The sequence below is a fragment of the Sporomusaceae bacterium genome (assembly GCA_031460455.1).
GTDB lineage: Bacteria > Bacillota > Negativicutes > Sporomusales > UBA7701 > Anaeroselena.
In genome coordinates, this window is record JAVKTQ010000012.1 from 65710 (window position 1) to 81567 (window position 15858).

Annotated in this window: 15 protein-coding genes; all 15 read left to right on the top strand. The window is 64.5% G+C overall.

Annotated features, from left to right (window positions below):
• The 15 genes from RIN56_15750 to RIN56_15820 all read left to right on the top strand — a co-directional run bounded on the left by RIN56_15750 (position 1) and on the right by RIN56_15820 (position 15787).
• The gene (locus tag RIN56_15750) at positions 1-1011 is read left to right on the top strand and encodes a hypothetical protein (GenBank protein MDR7868251.1); all 1011 of its coding nucleotides are present in this window, start codon (positions 1-3) and stop codon (positions 1009-1011) included.
• 49 nt (positions 1012-1060) lie between these two features.
• The gene (locus RIN56_15755; GenBank protein MDR7868252.1) at positions 1061-1303 is read left to right on the top strand and encodes a phosphopantetheine-binding protein; all 243 of its coding nucleotides are present in this window, start codon (positions 1061-1063) and stop codon (positions 1301-1303) included.
• 36 nt (positions 1304-1339) lie between these two features.
• Complete coding sequence (locus tag RIN56_15760) at positions 1340-2350, top strand: hypothetical protein (GenBank protein MDR7868253.1); 1011 nt, start codon at positions 1340-1342, stop codon at positions 2348-2350.
• On the top strand, positions 2347-3351 hold the full coding sequence (locus RIN56_15765) for a beta-ketoacyl-ACP synthase III (GenBank protein ID MDR7868254.1): 1005 nt from the start codon (positions 2347-2349) through the stop codon (positions 3349-3351). The genes RIN56_15760 and RIN56_15765 overlap by 4 nt, the downstream gene beginning before the upstream one ends.
• A 58-nt stretch (positions 3352-3409) precedes the next feature.
• Entirely contained in the window at positions 3410-4789 is a 1380-nt protein-coding gene (locus RIN56_15770; protein ID MDR7868255.1) for an MATE family efflux transporter, read from the top strand.
• On the top strand, positions 4782-5825 hold the full coding sequence (locus RIN56_15775) for a hypothetical protein (protein ID MDR7868256.1): 1044 nt from the start codon (positions 4782-4784) through the stop codon (positions 5823-5825). The genes RIN56_15770 and RIN56_15775 overlap by 8 nt, the downstream gene beginning before the upstream one ends.
• 27 nt (positions 5826-5852) lie before the next feature.
• A complete protein-coding gene (locus RIN56_15780; protein MDR7868257.1) occupies positions 5853-7499 on the top strand; it encodes an AMP-binding protein in 1647 nt (548 codons plus the stop codon).
• A 62-nt stretch (positions 7500-7561) separates the two neighbouring features.
• Complete coding sequence (locus RIN56_15785) at positions 7562-7807, top strand: phosphopantetheine-binding protein (protein MDR7868258.1); 246 nt, start codon at positions 7562-7564, stop codon at positions 7805-7807.
• On the top strand, positions 7782-10139 hold the full coding sequence (locus RIN56_15790; protein ID MDR7868259.1) for a xanthine dehydrogenase family protein molybdopterin-binding subunit: 2358 nt from the start codon (positions 7782-7784) through the stop codon (positions 10137-10139). Before RIN56_15785 ends, RIN56_15790 begins: the two co-directional genes overlap by 26 nt.
• Positions 10136-10609: a (2Fe-2S)-binding protein gene (locus RIN56_15795; protein MDR7868260.1), complete on the top strand. Its 474-nt coding sequence runs from the start codon at positions 10136-10138 to the stop codon at positions 10607-10609. The genes RIN56_15790 and RIN56_15795 overlap by 4 nt, the downstream gene beginning before the upstream one ends.
• Complete coding sequence (locus tag RIN56_15800; GenBank protein ID MDR7868261.1) at positions 10609-11469, top strand: xanthine dehydrogenase family protein subunit M; 861 nt, start codon at positions 10609-10611, stop codon at positions 11467-11469. The genes RIN56_15795 and RIN56_15800 overlap by 1 nt, the downstream gene beginning before the upstream one ends.
• On the top strand, positions 11466-12758 hold the full coding sequence (locus tag RIN56_15805; protein ID MDR7868262.1) for a hypothetical protein: 1293 nt from the start codon (positions 11466-11468) through the stop codon (positions 12756-12758). Before RIN56_15800 ends, RIN56_15805 begins: the two co-directional genes overlap by 4 nt.
• The gene (hisC, locus tag RIN56_15810) at positions 12758-13876 is read left to right on the top strand and encodes a histidinol-phosphate transaminase (protein ID MDR7868263.1); all 1119 of its coding nucleotides are present in this window, start codon (positions 12758-12760) and stop codon (positions 13874-13876) included. The genes RIN56_15805 and hisC overlap by 1 nt, the downstream gene beginning before the upstream one ends.
• Positions 13877-13896: 20 nt before the next feature.
• Positions 13897-14610, top strand: coding sequence for a chloramphenicol acetyltransferase (locus tag RIN56_15815; GenBank protein MDR7868264.1), 714 nt, complete (start codon positions 13897-13899; stop codon positions 14608-14610).
• Between the two features lie 76 nt (positions 14611-14686).
• The gene (locus tag RIN56_15820) at positions 14687-15787 is read left to right on the top strand and encodes a BMP family ABC transporter substrate-binding protein (protein ID MDR7868265.1); all 1101 of its coding nucleotides are present in this window, start codon (positions 14687-14689) and stop codon (positions 15785-15787) included.
• Positions 15788-15858: the final 71 nt, after the last annotated feature.

Sequence of the window (15858 nt, forward strand, 5' to 3'; positions counted from 1 at the left end):
ATGTCCGAACCATCGTTTAACCTTGTGAAGATTGACGAGCTAAACGCCGGTCTTGTCGGCGAAGTTTTCCGCGCGGCGTACGGCGAAGCCTTCCCGGTGAAATATGTTTACCGGCCGGAAGCGGTTCTGGAGGAAATCCGCCACAACCGGCTGGCGGCCTTATTGGCCGTCGATGAGGGCAACAGAGCCGCCGGTTATGTTTCCGTTTTTAAAAGCGCCCCCAACCCGCGTCTCTGGGAAGCGGGCAATCTTGTCGTCGTTCCCGCCTACAGGCAGACGGATGTCAGCATGCTGCTGGCGGCGACCTACACGGACGGCGCTCTCTTTGCGAAGGCCGCGAGCGACGGACTGTTCGGCGAATCGGTGTGTTGCCATTATTTTACCCAGGTGAGCAGCATCAAGGCCGGCCACGCCGATTTCTCCCTCGAGCTTGACCAGCTCGACGGGCCGAGCTTTAAGGACAACCGGACAGGCAGCGCCCGGGTGTCGTGCGTGCTTAATTTCAAGGAATATTCTTCGCCGACCGGTCCTGTTTATCTGCCGCCGGTGTACGAGCGCTTTATCAGACAACTGGCCCTGCCGCTGGACCCCCGGAATTTCCTCACAGCGACGGCGCCGCTGCCGACGGGTACGCTTACCCGACATGAAGACCGCTATTACGAATCAGCCCAGACCTGGAAGGTAGCCGTCGGCGAGATCGGCGCCGATTGGGCGAAGTTCACGGCCGGGCTGCTGGCCGAGGCGAGACGGCGCGGCGCAATCAGTCTGCAGGTCACGCTGAATACGGCCTGCCCCGGGATCGGCGCCGCTGTGGAAATACTGCGGTCTCAGGGCTTCTTTTTCGGCGGCCTCGCCCCCCGCTGGTTCGGCAGCGACGGTCTGCTGATGCAGCAGGTGCTGGGCATCGATACCGAGTACGAGCACATCAGGCTTTATTCCCCGACCGCCAAAGAACTGCTTGCCTATATTCAGGCTGACCGGGCATCTCTACTGGCTGGGGCAGGAAACTGAAGCCTGCGGCTTCGACCTGTTTCAATATAAAACTAAGGAGGAATTACCTATGTCGACAATCGAGAAGCTGAATCAAGTTATCCTTAAATTGCGGAAGAAAAACATCACCGCGGACATGCTGACCCCCGAAGCCCGTTTCCAGCAGGACCTGGGTTTCGACTCCCAGGACCAGACCGAACTGCTGGTCTTGGCGGAAGACGCCTTCAAGATTTCCATGGAGCTGTCGGATGTTAAAGATTTGACCACCATCGCCGCCGCCGTGGCGTACATCGACAAAAAGCTCGCGAAGTAGGCACTTTGCAAAAAACCGGAGATGGAGGCGGGGTACGTGTCTGACGAACAGTTTCGCCTGGTCCCTGTCGGCCCGGATAACGCCGCCCTTGTCGGGGCGGTTTTCCGGGCGGTTTATGGCGAGGATTACGTCGACTCAGCCGTCTACCGGCCGGAATGCTTGCTGCAAAAAATCGCCCAAGGTCGGCTGGCCGGCCTGCTTGCCTTTGATTCCGCAGGCCGGCCGGCGGGCTATGCCGCCTTGGGGCCCACCGCGCCCAACCCTTTCCTCTGGGAGGAGAAAGGGTTGATTGTCGTTCCCGCGTACAACAAAACAGACGCCGGAACCATGCTTGCCTGCTATTTCGGTGATCCGGCGGTATGGCCGGCGGGCGTCGCCGGTGTTTTCGCCTCGACGGTCTGCCATCATTATTTTTCCCAGGTAATCTGCGCCAAGGCCGGCTGGATTGCGTCGGCCATCCAGCTGGATCTTTTTGACGCCGCCATTCTTCACGACCGGCCGGCAGATATCGACCGCATTTCTTGCGCCCTTTTCTTCAGCCTGATGCCGCCCGCCGGCGGCCGTTCATATTGGCCGGCCGCTTATCGCGCGGTACTGTCGGCGCTGGCCGCCGCCAGGCACGAACCCCAGGGCGAACTATCGACCGAACCGCTGCCCGCCGCTGCGGCGACAGCGCTGGAGATTATACCGGTTACTGCTTCGCGCAGCATGAAGGTCAATGTATTGCGCGTCGGCGGCGACTGGGCCGCCGTGGCCGACAGGCTGGTGGACGAAGCCCGGCGCCGGCGGCTGCTATCTGTCCAGCTTTTTATCGACACTTCCTGCCCCGCCATCGGCGAGGCTGTTGAGATATTGCGCACCCGCGGGTTTTTCTTCGGCGGGCTCGCGCCGCGCTGGTTCGGCAGCGACGGCCTGCTGATGCAGCAGGTGTTCGCCGACACGCGCTATGATCTGATAAAACTCTATACAGATACTGCCAAAAATCTGCTCGCTTTTATCCGCGCCGACCGCCAGGCGGTCGGACAAGAAACGGGGGCGACAACATGATCGGACCTTCCCCGGTCGGCAAAATTAACGCCCGCATCGCCGGCCTCGGCATGTACGCGCCGGAAAAGATTCTCACAAGTTCCGAATTGGCCCGGCAGTTGGATATCTCCGAAGAGTGGATCACTTCCCGCGTCGGTGTCCGCGAACGGCATATCGCCGCTGCGGGCGAGGCTGCGTCAGCCATGGGCGCCGTCGCCGCCGAACGGGCGATGGCGGCTGCCGGCATCTCTCCGGGTGATGTCGATCTGCTCATCGTCGCAACACAAACGCCTGATCGGCAGATACCCTCCTCGGCCTGCATCCTTCAGCGGCGGCTGGGACTGTCCAATGCCGCGGCTTTCGACCTGAACGCCGCCTGCTCAGGCTTTGTCTACGCTGCAACTGTAGCCAGCCAGTTCATCGCCGCCGGCGCTTATCGCAACATCCTGGTCGTCGGCGCCGATGTCGTGACGCGTATCATCGATTGGACCGATTTATCAACCTGCATTTTGATCGGCGACGGCGCCGGCGCAGCCGTGTTGCAGCCAACGACGCCGGATAAAGGAATCCTTGCCTGGAAGCTGGGAGCCGACGGTAGCGGCGCCGACTTTTTAACAATTCCGGCCGGTGGGTCGGAAATGCCGCTGACCCACGAATTACTGGACACCAACCTCGGCACTGTAGTTATGAATGGTCAGGAAGTATTCATGTTCGCCCTGCGCACCGTTCCGGCCATCACGGCCGAGGTGCTGGAAATGGCAGGGCTGTCGCTTGAGGATGTTTCTTTGTTCATACCTCATCAGGCAAACAGCCATATCCTCGAGGCCGTAGCCCGCAGAATGGACCTTCCCGAGGAAAAACTGATGATGAATGTCGATCGCTATGGCAATACGGTCGCCGCATCGGTCCCCATCGCGCTTTACGAGGCCGTGGAGGGCGGGCGGATAAAATCCGGCGATATTGTCGTCCTCGCGGGGTTCGGCGCCGGACTGACCTGGGGCGCCGTTGTCATGCGCTGGTAACGATAAGACCGAGTACGTAAGAATTCGCCGGTAAAACACATAGAAACGCAGAGGCCTTATGCAACAACAAATCGACCTTGGGTCCGGGAAGGTTTCGACGGTGATTTTCCGGTTCGCCGTCCCCCTGATGGTGTCGCTGTTTTTCCAGAACTTATACGCTTATGTCGATACGGTATTCGTTTCCTGGCTGGGGGCGGAGGCGCTGGCGGCCGTTTCGCTGACCGTGCCGCTGACTTACCTGGCGCTGTCGCTGGCCAAGGGGGCTTCGTTCGGCAGTGTCGTCCTGATAAGCTACGCCCGCGGGCAAGGCGACGAGGAGGACGGGCGGGCGATCGCCAGGGCCCTGCTGCCGCTGATGACGCTGTTGATGGCGGTTTTCGCGCCGCTTTTGTCGGCCGATCTGTGCCGGGCCTTTTACGGTTTTCTCGGCGCGACAGACGCCGTGGCCGCGGCGGGGATCGGCTTTACGGCCTGGCTGGTGGCCGGGTTCCCGGTGATGGGGTATGTATTTACCGTCGAGGCGCTGTTCATGGCCCGCGGCGACACTATGACGCCGATGAAGGGGCAGATACTGGGTAATGTGTTCAACGTTTGCCTTGACCCGCTGTTCATGTTCGTTTTCGGTTGGGGCGTGACCGGGGCGGCGATCGCCACTTTCACCGGTCAGCTGGTGGCGGCGGCGTACCTGCGGCGGCGACTGGCGGTGCAGCAGGGGGAAAGGCCGGGTTTGACGCTGCCGGCCGGGGTGGCGCGGCTGTGGCGGCAAATTCTGGGCCAGGGCGTCTTTATAACGGTGGCTTATCTTGTAAGCCCGGTGGGCCTGATGCTGCTGAATATGATCCTGGCCCGGTTCGGCCCGTTGGCCATCGGCGCCTGGAACCTGATGTCGCGCACCGAGATGATGGTGCTGCTGCCGATAATGGGTTTGAGCAACGCGCTGGCCGCGTTCGTAAGCTTTAACTTCGGCCGGGGCGATTATGGGCGGATACGCGAGGGACTGGCTTTTTTCTTTAAATTTGCGCTGGCCATCGTGGCGCCGACGATGGTCGTGTTTTCGGTTTTCCCGCGCGAGCTGACGGCTATTTTCCGGCCGGCGCCGGCGCTGGTGGAATTGGGAAGCGCGGCGCTTGCGGCGTCGGCGGTGGCGGTGTTGTTCATGCCCGCGTTGTTCGCGCTGAACGGTCTGGCGCAGGGGTTCCGGCGTCCGGCCTTTATGCTGGCGATAGGTTTGGTGTATATTATCGCGGCCCGCGTGCCGCTTGCTTATTTATTTGCCGCCCACTGGGGCGAGCGGGGCGTGTTCTGGAGCCATCCCGCCGCCGCCATTCTGGCCGGCGCGCTGGCGCTGGCGCTGTCTGCGCGGCTGCTGGCCGACTGCCGGCGCAGTTTGGCGGCCGCCGCGGCGGCGAACGGGAAAGGAGCTTCAATCGATGGGTGATGAGAACACGGTCGTCCCTGGCGACGATCCGTCGCCGCCGGAGATCGACATTTTCCGGCCGGCCGACGCCGCCGGGGCGGCCGCCCTGTACCGGGCGGTTTACGGCGACAATTATCCGGTCGGCGACGTGTATGACCCGCAGAAGCTCATCAGCCAGGACGAAAGCGGCGAGGCTTACCGGGCGGTGGCCCGGACGGGTGCCGGCGAGGTGGTCGGCCACATCGCCCTGTACCGTTCCTCGCCACCCAACCGCAACCTGTACGAGATCGGCCAGATGATGGTCAGACAGGATCACCGGGTCGGCCCGCTGGCCAGCCGGCTGTTCGCGTATGCGCTGGCCGAGCTGCCGGCCAGCCACGATATCGAGCAGTTGTGGGGGGAGGCGGTCTGCAACCACCTTGTCACCCAGCAGATGTCCGCTGACGGCGGTTTTCTGCCGGCGGCCCTCGAGGTCGATCTGATGCCGGCCGAGGCTTATACCAGGGCGTTCGCGCGGCCTCTGGACACGGTGGGACGGGTGGCGACGCTGGCATTGTTCCGGGCGTTCAGAGCCAAGCCGCAGACGATCTATCTGCCGCCGATGTATGAAGAGGCGCTTGGGTTCGTATATTCGCTGTTCGCGTTCGGGCACAGTTTCGAGGTTTCCCGCCAGGAGCCGCCGGCCGACGTATCGACCCGCGGCCGGACGGAGGTTTTCGCTGCCGCCGGCGTGGCGCGGTTTACTTTATCGGCCGCCGGCCGCGATTTGGCCGCCTATATCGCGGAAGCCGAGGGGCGGGCGCGGGCCGGGGGAACCGTCGTCTTCCAGGTCTATTGTCCGCTGACGTGGCCGTGGGCCGGGGCGGTTGCCGGTATTCTCCGCCGCCAGGGCTATTTCTTCGGCGGCGCTCTGCCCCGCTGGTTCGACGACGACGGGCTGCTGATGCAGAAGGTGCTGGCCGAGCCCGACTTCGACGGGATTTTCCTTTACCGGAAACCGGCTAAAAGGCTGCTGGATTATGTCAGACAGGACTGGCTGGCCGTCCGCGAGAGATAAAACTGCGACCGCCCGGTTGCGGAAAGGGTGAGTGCTATCAGCTTCAAGACTCTCGGCGCCATGCTGTCCGCCCAGGCCGGGGCGCGGGCCGACAAGCCGGCGCTTATCTGCCGCCACGGCCAGGAAATCCATACATTCGGCGAGCTTGAGGGCAGCGCCCGCCGGGTGGCGGCCGCCCTGCTGGCCCTGGGCGCGGCGCGCGGCGAGAACGCCGCTCTCTGGGCCCCGAATATGACGGCGTATATGGGGATAGCGTTCGGCTGCGCCAAGGCCGGCGTGCCCCTGGTGCTGGTGAACACCAACTTCCGGACTTACGAACTGGAGCAGGTGCTGCGCCAGACCGAGGCGGCCACGCTGTTCATTGCCGACGGCGCCGGCCGGCCGGGGGAGTTCCCGGAAGCGCTCGGGGAGCTCTGCCCCGAGCTCGCGGGTGCGGTTGCCGGCCGGGTGGCGGCCGCCCGCCTGCCCTATTTGCGCCGCGTCGTCTTCCTTGGCGAAGAAAGCCGGCCGGGGATGTTTTCCTGGCCGGAGTTCCTGGCGCTGGCGGACGACGCCGACGAGGCGCTGGTCGCCGCCCGCGAGGCGGCGGTCACGGCTGAAGATGTCTTCGCCATCCTGCTTACTTCGGGAACGACCGGCACTCCCAAGGGGGCCATGCTTACCCACGCCAACTTCGCTTATGTTGCCGCGGCGGTGGGGGAGGGACTGGGGCTGACGCCGGCCGACAGGCTGTGCATCCCTTTGCCCTTTTTCCACGCGTACGGTCTTGGGATGGTGATGGCCGCGGTCGCCACCGGGGCTGCCGTGGCGCCGCTGGACCGCTTCCGGGCGCCGGAACTGCTGGCGACGATCGAGGACTGCCGCTGCACGATGGTTTTCGGCACGCCGACGATGTTCGTGGCCGCTCTGGAGGAGCTGGCCAGCCGCGAGTACGACCTGTCTTCCCTGCGGGGGGGCAATACGGCCGGCGCTTTTTGCCCCCCGGAACTGGCCACGGCGGTCATCGACAAGCTGGGGGTGCGGGAGTTCGGCGTCTTTTTCGGCATGACCGAGTCTTATTGTACGATAAACCGGCCGGAGGACCCGACGGGCCGCCGTATCGGCACAATCGGCCGGGCGATGCCGGGCATGGAGATCAGGGTGGTCGACCCGCGGACGGGCCGGGAGGCGCCGGCCGGCGCGGCGGGCGAGTTTTGCATGCGCGGCCCGGCGGTTATGAAGGGCTACTACAAAATGCCGGAAGCTACCGCGCTGGCCATCGACGCCGAGGGCTGGCTGCATAGCGGCGACCTGGCTCAGGCCGACGCCGGAGGCTATTATTGCATAACCGGGCGGATAAAGGATATGATCATCCGCGGCGGGGAGAACATCCACCCCGCGGAAATCGAAGAATTCCTTTTCACCCACCCCAAGGTGGCCGACGCCCAGGTGGTGGGCGTTCCCTGCGACTACTACGGCGAGGATGTGGTGGCCTTTGTCCGTCTCAAGGCGGGTTGCACCGCGACGTCGCTGGAGCTCAAGCGTTATTGCCGCGAACGCATCGCCCTCACCAAGGTGCCGGCCAAGTTTTTCTTTGTCGACCGGTACCCCCTGACCGCCAGCGGCAAGGTCCGGAAGTTCCGGCTGCGGGAGATGGCCGCCCGACTGCTGGCCGCAGATGGGCAGAAGGGCTGAGTGGTTTCCGCCGGCAGCGGGGACAAGGCGCAATCCGTGGTTATTTAGTTAGGAGGATAGGTGTGGATAAACAGCAGATCGAAAACCTGACGAGGAATATCGTCGCCAAACGTCTGCCGCAGGTAAGTCCTGACAGAATTACGCCCGACGCCGAATTCGCCGCCCTCGGGGTCGATTCGCTGGCGCTTAGCTGGATGCTCGCCGATATTGAGGACACCTTCGATATCGAGATGCGGATCGGCGATTCCCTGAAGCTGAAAAATTTGGCCGCTGTGGTGGATTATGTCGCAAAGCGATTGGCGGAGTAACCGGCCCCCGGCCGGCGGCGTGCAGGAGATCGGCCGGGTTGCCCCCAGGGCGGATGCCGCCGCGAAGGTGACCGGGGCGGAGCGGTACGCGGCCGACTACTACCCGGAGAATTATGTGTGGGCAGGCGTGAAGCGGGCCGGGGTGCCCCACGCCCGCATTGCGGGTATCGACACGGCGGCCGCCCGCGCGCTGCCGGGCGTGGTGGCGGTGCTGACCCACAAGGACATCGGCGGGAAGAACCGCCTGGGGATATTCGAGAAGGACCAGCCCATCCTGGCCGATACCTTTGTGCGCCACTGCGGCGACGCGGTGGCGCTGGCGGTGGCCGAGACGAAGGAGGCGCTGGCGGCGGCGCTGGCGGCCGTCAGGGTCGATTATGAACAGCTGCCGGCGGTGTTCACGCCGGAGGAGGCTCTCGTCGCCGGCGCGCCGCTTGTCCACGTCGGCCGGCCGGGCGGCAATCTCCTGAAGGAGAGCGAGATTGTTTTCGGTCAGGCCGGCGAGGCGCTGGCCGCCTGCCGCCATACCGCGGAGCTGACGGTAGAGCTGGGCTGGCAGGAGCACGCTTTTCTCGAGACGCAGGCCGGGGTCGCCTGGCAGGAGGTTGACGGCAGTCTGACGATTGTCGCTTCCACCCAGACGCCTTTCCGCGACCGCCTGGAGGTGGCCGAAGCCATAGGCCTGACTCCAGACCGGATACGGGTGACCGCACCTTACCTGGGCGGCGGCTTCGGCGGCAAGGACGGCGTCACGGTGCAGGGTTTCCTGGCGCTGGCCGCTCTCCACAGCGGCGGCCGGCCGGTGAAGATGTGGTTTTCGCGGGAAGAGAGCATCCTGGCCGGTACGAAGCGCCACCCGGCGACGGTAACCTACAGGCTTGGCTGCGACGCGGACGGCATTATCCAGGGGCTGGACTGCCGGCTGGTGTTCGATACCGGCGCATACGCATCGCTGGGGACGGAGGTTTTCGCCCTGGCGCTCGAGCATGCCGGCGGCCCGTACCGGATAGCCAACGCGACCGTGCGCGGCGCGGTGGTGTATACGAATAACCCGGTGGCGGGAGCTTTCCGTGGCTTCGGCGTGCCGCAGGCGGCGGCCGGGATGGAGCAGGCGCTGGACGAACTGGCGCGGGTAGGCGGTTTCGACCCGCTGGCCCTGCGGCTGCGGAACGTTGTCGGCCGCGGCGATGCGACGCCGACCGGGGTGGTGATCAGCCGGCCGGCCGGCATGCGGGAATGCCTGGAGACGGTGGAGCGGCATCCCCTGTGGCGGGAACGGCAGGCCTGGCGGGAGAGCGCGCCGCCTTTCAAGCGGCGGGGCATCGGCGTCGCCGCCGTTTATCACGGCATGGGCTTCGGCCCGGCGGTCGCCGACTACGCTAACGCTAAGCTGGAACTGACCGCCGACGGGCGGATTATCGTGTGCGCCGGCGTGGCCGATATGGGCCAGGGTAACGCGACTACCTGCCTGCAGATCGTCAGCCACGCACTCGGCCAGCCTTACGAGGCGATGGAGCTGGTGCTGCCGGACACGGCCCGCACGCTGCCGTCGGCTTCGTCGTCGGCCAGCCGCACAACCTTCACGTACGGCAACGCTCTCGTCGGCGCCGCCGGGCTGCTGCGGGAGAGGATCCTGGCGAGGGGGGCGCTGCTGCTGTCCTTCCAGCTAATGGCGGCGGCGAACGCCGCGGATGTCGTCCTGCTCCCCGGCCGCATTTTCCATGCGCCGTCGGGCCGCAGCATCCCGCTGAAGATGATCGCCGGCTTTATGGACGCCGCCGAGCGTACGGTTACATACAGCTACACCAGCCCGGTCAACACGCAGGTTATCCCGACCGGCGAAAATCTCAGGCTCCACGGTTATCCCCACCGGATATTTTCCTACGCCGTCAAGCTGGCCAGGGTGGAGATCGATACCCTGACCGGCGAGACGCGGGTGGGCGATTTTCTTAGCTGCGTCGAGGCCGGCCGGGTGCTGAACCCGCAGCTTTACGAGCAGCAGCTCCATGGCGGCGCTGTCCAGGGACTGGGCTACGCGCTGTTCGAGGATTTTGCCGTCGCCAGCGGGCGTATAGCGACCGGCGATTTGGCCACATACATCCTGCCTACGGCGGTCGACGTGCCGGATATGGAGGTCGTGAGCGTGCCGGTGTGCGAAGACGAAGGCCCCTTCGGCATGAAGGGGGTCGGCGAGATAAGCATAGACGGCGTGCTGCCGGCGGTGGCCAACGCGGTGGCCGAGGCGGCGGGCGCTCGCGTGACCGGCGGGACGCTGACGGCCGAGAAAATTCTGGCGGCTCTGCGGGCCGGCGGGCGGGAGGCGGCGCGATGATCGTGCGGTTCATACTCAACGGCAAGGATGTAGCAATAGAGACAACGGCCGACCGGCGGGTGGTCGACCTGCTGCGCGAGGACCTCGGGCTGACGGGCGTCAAGGAATGCTGCGGCGCGGGCGAATGCGGCGCCTGCACCATCCTGGTGGATGGCGAGAGCCGCCTGTCGTGCCTGCTGCTGGCCGCCCAGTTGGAGGGGCGCGACGTCCTGACGGCCGAGGGAGTGGCGACCGGCGACAGTCTGCATGTCGTCCAGCAGGCCTTTGTGGAGTGCGGCGCTGTACAGTGCGGTTTTTGCAGCCCCGGTATGGTGCTGGCAACCCTCGACCTGCTGCGGCGAACCCCGTCGCCCACCAGGGAGGAGGCCCGCGCCGGCCTGAGCGGCAACCTATGCCGCTGCGGCAACTATCAAAAGATCGTCGACGCCGTTTTGGAAGCGGCTAGGCGGCTTCAAGGAGGGGCGGGCTGATGAAGGTTTTCTTTCCCCGCGCGCTGCCCGAGCTGTGGCCGCTGATGGCGGAATATCCCGCAGGGGCCGTGCTGGCCGGCGGCACCGATTTCCTGGTAAAAATGCGGAAAAACGGCGACAGGCCGCCGGCCCTGTTCGCTCTCGAGCGGCTGGCCGAGCTGCGGCAGATAGCCGTCCAAGGCGGCGAGCTCCATATCGGCGCCGCGGTGACGATAAGCGAGCTGATGGCCGGCGATATCGTGCGCAAGGCCTTGCCGGCCCTGTGGCAGGCGGCCGCCGTTCTTGGGTCGCCGCCGGTGCGCCACAGCGCAACGCTGGGCGGCAATGTCTGCACCGCTTCGCCGGCCGGCGATACGCTGGTGCCGCTTTACGTTTTCGATGCCGAGGTAACGGTCGCAAGCGCCGCCGGACGGCGACGGCTGCCGATCGGCGGCTTCATCGCCGGACCGGGGCGTACCGCCCTAGCTCCGGGGGAAATCGTCACCGGCGTCGTCGTGCCGCTGCCGCCTGCGGGCGCGTTTTCGGCTTACTACAAGGTCGGCAAGCGGCAGGCGATGGCGATTGCCGTGGCCAGTCTGGCCGTCTGCCTTGAGCAGGCCGGGGACGGTTCGGTGGAGAAGATCCGGTTGGCCTGGGGAAGTGTCGGGCCGACCGTGACTTCGCTGCCGGCGGTCGAAGCGTTTCTCCGCGGCAGGCGGCTGTCGCCGGCGGTCCTGCGGCAGGCCGGGGACATGGCCGCGGCGGCCGTGCGGCCGATCGACGATGTACGGGCCGGCGCCGACTACCGGCGCCAACTGGCCGGCAATCTGCTGTTGAAGATTGCCGCCGTGGGCGATCGCGAACAGGAGGATGGCCGATGAACCACGCGCTTGAGACAGAACTGACGGTACCTTTGCAGATAGAACTGCTGCCGGTGGTAACCGGCTGTGTCGAGAACGCGGCCCAGGCCTTCGGGCTGCAGCGGAGCGAGGCGCTGGCCCTGGCGCTGGCTGCGGAGGAGGTTTTCTCCTACCTGGCCGCCAAGACGGCCGCCGGCCAGAGCCTCCGCGTGACCTGCCGCGGCGGCGGTTACTACGCCGAGGTGGTCTGCCGGTTCCCTGGCCGGGCTCTGCCGGTGAGGGCGCTCAACATAACGGCCGCCGTGGCAGACGACGAGGCGTCGCTGGAGGAGATGGGCTTCCTGCTGGCGGCCCGTACCGCCGACAGGCTGGCGATCACTACCGCAGGCGATATTATGAGTATTTCGTTCGTGAAGGAAAGAGCCTACCCGCCGGCGCCGGAGGAAGCTCTTCCGCCGTTTACCGCCAAAGGAACGTTCCGCGAGTATGGCGGCGAGCCTGAGCTTATCAAGCAGTTCGCCAGGAGGGTGGCCGGCAAATACGGTCGGCAGGCGCCGCCGTTTTTCCGCTTCCCCGGTAAGGTTGTCGATATGGTGGCCGGCGGCGAGTACGGCGTCGTGATGCTGGCTGACGAAAACCGCAATGTCGGCGGTGGCATGTTGTGGCGCGGCGACGGCAAAATGGCCGAAGCTTACGGGCCGTACGTTTTCGGCGGGGGCGAAGAGCTGGCCCGCGAGGTCGTCGACGCCTGCCTGCGGAGATTCGCCCGCACCGGTACGCTTTGCCTTGTTATCCCGGCGGCCACCGCAGAGGCTCCACGGGATTATTTCGAGCGACTCGGCGAGCTGCCGCTGATGGTCGACGGCAGCCGTCGCAGCGAGCAGGCTTTGTATCGCGAGCTTGAGGAGGACAATGGCTCGCTGGCTTACGTCCATCCCGCCCTTGTCGATTTCGTGCGGGCCGCGTACGACTGCCTGTGCCTGCCCCGCCAGATCGAGGGGGTCGAGAATCTCGGCGAGGCCCGGTCGCCGCATTCCGCTTTCGCCGCGAGTATGGACCGGGCGGCGGGCAAGGCGGTGCTGTCGCCCCTGTGGGTGGGCGGGGACGCTGCCGAAAGCCTGGCTGAGCATGTGGAGGCTCTCAGGCGGGAGGGCATCGCTAATATCCTGTTCAAGCTGGACGCAGGCGTGGCCGAGCAGGCCCTTCTGGGGCCGGCCCTGCTGGCGACCGGGTTTCTTCCCCGGCTGATATTCCCCTGGGAAGGGCGGGGCGACGTCATTCTTTTCGCCTACCAAGAGGGGGGAGCGTAGTGAGCAGCCGCTTGCCGCCGCTGGAAAGCCTCGTGCCGCCCCACATCCGCTGTATCGAACCTTACATACCCAGCAAGCCGGATGACGTCCTCGGCAAGATGTTCGGCTGCCCGCGGATTTACCGCCTCAACAACAACGAGAACGCTCTCGGGCCGTCGCCCAAGGCGCTGGCGGCCTTGCAGGCGGCGGACCCCGGGCAGGCGTCGGTATATCCGAGCGGCGACGCCTATCACCTCCGCCACAAGCTGGCCGGGCGCTTCGGGCACCCGCCGGACGCGTTTATCGTCGGCAACGGCGCCAACGAACTGATTGCTTTCGTCATTAAGGCTTTCTGCCAGGAAGGCGACAATATCATAACAGCCGACCGCACCTTCGCGGTGTACGAGTGGGTGGCCGGCTTTTCCGGCTATGAGGCGCGGCTGGCGCCGCTGCGCGACTATGGCTTTGACGACGAAGCGATGCTGGCGGCTGTCGATGGTCGCACCAAGATCATTTTCGTCTGCAATCCCAACAACCCGACAGGCACTTACTGGGACGAGCGGCGGCTGCGGCGTTTTCTCGACCGGGTCGACGGCCGGCAGATAGTCGTTCTCGACGAAGCTTACGCCGAGTTTGTCGAAGCCGGCGATTTCCCCGATGGCATGTCGCTCATCAACGAATATCCTAACCTGGTTGTCTTCCGGACTTTTTCGAAGATGTTCGCCCTGGCGGCGCTTAGGATCGGCTACCTGGCCGGCAACGAGAAGGTGGTCGAGGTCATCCGCCGGACGTGCGTGGTGTATTCGGTGAACAGCCTCGCTCAGGTGGCGGCGATCGCTTCGCTGGAGGACGCCGACGAGCATATCGCCCGGACGCGGCGGATGGTGAACGAGGCCAGGGCGTTTCTGCGCCGGGAGCTGTCCCGCCTCGGCCTTTTCCACTTCGGCGACCAGGCGAACTATATGGTCGTCCGCTTGCCGATCAGCGATACGCTGGCTTATCGCAAGCTGATGCGACAGGGCGTCATGGTCAGAACGATGACCGGTTTTCGCTTTCCCAACCATATAAGGGTGACGCTCGGACCCATCCCGGTCATGGAAAAGTTCATCGCCGCCCTTGAGGCGGCTTTGGCCGAGTAGCCGGCAAGGGGGTGCGGAAAGTGACTGACAGGGAAACTACCGAGAAGAGGGCGGCGGGCGGGGATAATGGCCAGGGAGCGCTGCGGCCGGCGTCGGGGATGAGGTATCTCGACCTGGAAGGGTGGCCGCGGAAGGAGCATTTCCATTTTTTCCGCAAGTATTCGTATCCTCATTTCAATATCTGCGCGAATATCGACATCTCACGGCTGTTGCCGTGCGTGAAAGAGGGCAGGCATTCTTTTTACCATACATTCATCTATCTGGTGAGCAGGGCAGCGAACGGCATGGACGAGTTCCGCTACCGCATCAGGGGGGAGGAGGTCGTCGAGTACGACGTGGTCCACCCCGGCTTCACCGTTATGAGCGGCGACGGCCCTTACAGGAATTGCGCCGCCGCCTACGAAAGCGATCTTTACGAGTTTTACCGCTCGGCGGCGCAGGCGGTCGGGGCGCTGGAGCGCGCGGGCCTGGGGAGCGATACCGGGGGCCGGGACGATCTGCTGTATATCACCTGTATGCCGTGGGTCGCTTTCACCAGCTGCATGCATCCGCTCCACCTGGAGCCGCCGGACAGCATCCCCAGGATGGCCTGGGGCGCTTATTTCACCGAGCACGGGGCGGTGAAGCTCCCTCTCTCGGTGCAGGTCCATCACGGGCTGATGGACGGGTATCATCTCGGCAGGTACTTTGCGGCGATACAGGAGCTTGCCGATTACCCGGAGCGGTATTTCTGACAAGCCGCGAGGGGCGCTAGGGGCCGCAGAGGCCGCAGGGGATAAAGATTATTTTGGGTCGGAGGGAAAGCCGGACATGGGTAGAAAAGGGCTGGCGTTGTTTTTATTGATTTTCGGGCTGGCGATTGCGGCCGCCGGGTGCTCGGGGGCGAAGGAGGCCAAAGCTCCGGCGACGGAGAGCCTCAAGGCGGGGATGATTACCGATGCCGGCACGATCGACGACCGGTCCTTCAACCAGGGGACATGGGAGGGCATCGTCAGGGCGGGGAAGGAATTCGGCTTTACGCCCAAGTATCTGCGCCCGGCGGGGACGACGGAAGCGGATTACGACAAGGAGATCGCCAATCTCCATGACGCGGGGTACCGCCTGATCGTCACCCCGGGGTTCAAGTTCGAGAGCTCTATTTATCGAGCGCAGGAAAAGTATCCGGATACGAAATTCGTGCTGCTCGACGGCGTGCCGGCGCCGGGGAACGATTATGGCAAGGCGAAGATCGGCCCCAACACGGTGGCGATCAATTTCGCCGAGCACGAGTCGGGGTTCCTGGCGGGTATCGCCGCCGCCATGCAGGTGAAGAACGGCGAACTGGGTTTTATCGGCGGGATGGAGATTCCGGGCGTACAGAGGTTCAACTGGGGCTTTCAGCAGGGGATAAAGTACGCCAACGCCAACTTCGGCACCGATATCAAGGTTAAGGCCGAGAACTTCATTTATCAGGGGACTTTCAACGATATCGCGGCCGGCCAGCAGCTGGCGGCGCAGATGTACGACCGCGGCGTCAAGGTTATTTTCGCCGCCGCCGGTATCGTGGGCGTCGGCGTGATCAACGAAGCGGTCGCCAGGGCCAAAACCGGCCGCGCGGTCTGGGTGATCGGCGTGGATGTGGACCAATACGCGCAGGGTTACTATGACCAGGGGAAAACAAAGTCGGTTATTCTGACCTCGGCGATGAAGTGCGTGAACCAGGCTTCTTACGATATGGCCAAAAGCGTGGTTAACGGCACTTTCCCCGGCGGCAAGGCGATCGAGTTCAACGTGAAGAACGACGGGGTAGGGCTTCCCGACCAGAACCCCAATCTTTCCGCCGCGGCCGCCGCCAAGGTTAACGAGGTGCTCGCCGCTATGAAGGCAGGCAAGATAGCCGTGGCCGATAAAGGCGCGGGGCTGCTGCGTTAAGGCTGCAAGAATCCGGATGAGGAGAGGGGTCCGGTGGAAGGGGCGCCGTTGAGCGGCTCTTTTATCCGGGC

Excerpts from the sequence above, each read along its gene's own strand:
- RIN56_15820 (MDR7868265.1), top strand. The coding sequence starts at position 14,687 with ATGGGTAGAAAAGGGCTGGCGTTGTTTTTATTGATTTTCGGGCTGGCG.
- RIN56_15775 (MDR7868256.1), top strand. The coding sequence starts at position 4,782 with ATGGGTGATGAGAACACGGTCGTCCCTGGCGACGATCCGTCGCCGCCG.
- RIN56_15800 (MDR7868261.1), top strand. The coding sequence starts at position 10,609 with ATGAAGGTTTTCTTTCCCCGCGCGCTGCCCGAGCTGTGGCCGCTGATG.
- RIN56_15795 (MDR7868260.1), top strand. The coding sequence starts at position 10,136 with ATGATCGTGCGGTTCATACTCAACGGCAAGGATGTAGCAATAGAGACA.
- RIN56_15790 (MDR7868259.1), top strand. The coding sequence starts at position 7,782 with ATGTCGCAAAGCGATTGGCGGAGTAACCGGCCCCCGGCCGGCGGCGTG.
- RIN56_15805 (MDR7868262.1), top strand. The coding sequence starts at position 11,466 with ATGAACCACGCGCTTGAGACAGAACTGACGGTACCTTTGCAGATAGAA.
- RIN56_15765 (MDR7868254.1), top strand. The coding sequence starts at position 2,347 with ATGATCGGACCTTCCCCGGTCGGCAAAATTAACGCCCGCATCGCCGGC.
- RIN56_15750 (MDR7868251.1), top strand. The coding sequence starts at position 1 with ATGTCCGAACCATCGTTTAACCTTGTGAAGATTGACGAGCTAAACGCC.
- RIN56_15755 (MDR7868252.1), top strand. The coding sequence starts at position 1,061 with ATGTCGACAATCGAGAAGCTGAATCAAGTTATCCTTAAATTGCGGAAG.
- RIN56_15770 (MDR7868255.1), top strand. The coding sequence starts at position 3,410 with ATGCAACAACAAATCGACCTTGGGTCCGGGAAGGTTTCGACGGTGATT.